Annotated in this window: 2 protein-coding genes; one reads left to right on the forward strand and one right to left on the reverse strand. The window is 61.2% G+C overall.

The window, feature by feature from the left end; translation table 11 throughout:
• Nucleotides 1–684 (forward strand): AGE family epimerase/isomerase (locus tag B3873_RS07585; RefSeq protein ID WP_286865027.1); only part of this gene is annotated, 684 nt, incomplete at its 5' end.
• Nucleotides 685–693: 9 nt separating this feature from the next.
• Here B3873_RS07585 and B3873_RS07590 read toward each other — a convergent pair.
• Nucleotides 694–1,419 (reverse strand): transporter substrate-binding domain-containing protein (locus tag B3873_RS07590; RefSeq protein WP_286865029.1); only part of this gene is annotated, 726 nt, incomplete at its 5' end.

A 1,419-nucleotide genomic window follows, 5' to 3' on the forward strand; every position in this document is an offset into this window, starting at 1 on the left:
CCCTATCGCGGCCAGAACGCCAACATGCACATGTGCGAAGCCTGCCTGGCTGCTCATGTCGCCACCGGGGACGCCGTCTATCTGGAGCGTGCGCAGTTGCTGATCGAGCGCTTCGTGTTTGGATTGGCACGGCAATCGCAGGATCTGGTGTGGGAGCATTATCGTCAGGACTGGTCTCTGGATCACGACTACAACCGCGGCAACCGCGACAACATTTTCAAGCCCTGGGGCTTCCAGACCGGCCACCAGACCGAGTGGGCCAAGCTGCTGCTGATCGCCCATGCACAGGAGTCGCGACCTGCCTACGTGACGCGTGCTGCCGAATTGCAGGACGCGGCGTGGCAGCATGGCTGGGATGCTCTGTATGGCGGTTTGATCTACGGCTTCGATCCGGACCTGCGGCCGTATGACACCGACAAATATTTCTGGGTCCAGGCCGAGTCCTTCGCCAGTGCATGGCGTTTGTGGCGCGTGACCGGGGAAGAACGTTTCCGCCAGCAGTATCACGCCATCTGGGCGTGGAGCTGGGCGCATCTGGTCGATCATCATCACGGGGCCTGGTTCCGCATTCTGGCCGCCGATGGCAGCAAGCTGGAAGACACCAAGTCGCCCGCCGGCAAGGTGGACTATCACACCATGGGCGCGTGCTGGGATGTGATGGAAGCGGGCGGCCTGCGCGAGTGAGCAACACGCTCAGGGAATCTTCAGGAACACCTTGTCATAGATCTTGCGGATTTCCGCCACCGATTCCGGATCGTGCCATTTCTCGACGATGGCGCGATACGATGGCTTGGCGCGTTGGGCCAGCAGGACCTTGTTGACCTGCTCCACCACTTGCCGGCCCCATTCGTTATGGGGGCACATCACACGATTGAAGACGACTTCATTGGCCTCCCGCATCGGCAGCGCCACCAGTTCGCCGGCATGGCCCATGGCGCGCGCCTGGTCGAAGGCCAGCAGCGGCAGCTCAACCATGTAGTCAAGGCGACCGGCCAGCAGCATGCCGATCGCTTCCATCTGTTCGGAATAATTTTCACGCGGCGGATAGGTGGCCAGCAGCTTGTCCACCGTCGGGCTGTAGGAGCGGTCACGCATCACCGATGTAGTCAGCCGTGGGTCTTGCAGCAAGCCCGTCAGCGAGGTCCTGTGCCTGAATTCCTCCACGCGATCACGCCGCACGATGATGCGCAGCGGCAGGAAGATCGACATCGGCAGCGAGAGGTAGCCGTAATGTTCGCGCTCCGGAGTCTTGAGCATGCCGTTGAAGCACCAGTGACTGCCCTTGCGGATCTCGCTGTTGATGCGCGGGAAGGGGGCCTCCAGTTCGACGTGCTCGTAGCCGGGCATTTCCTTTTTCAGCACGTTGAGGGTGAGATCGAAGATGCCCTGATGCGCGAATTCTCCGCTGCGAATCATGTA

This window comes from Herbaspirillum sp. UBA812 (genome assembly GCF_002296545.1).
In the GTDB taxonomy this organism is placed as follows: Bacteria; Pseudomonadota; Gammaproteobacteria; order Burkholderiales; family Burkholderiaceae_D; genus Herbaspirillum; species Herbaspirillum huttiense.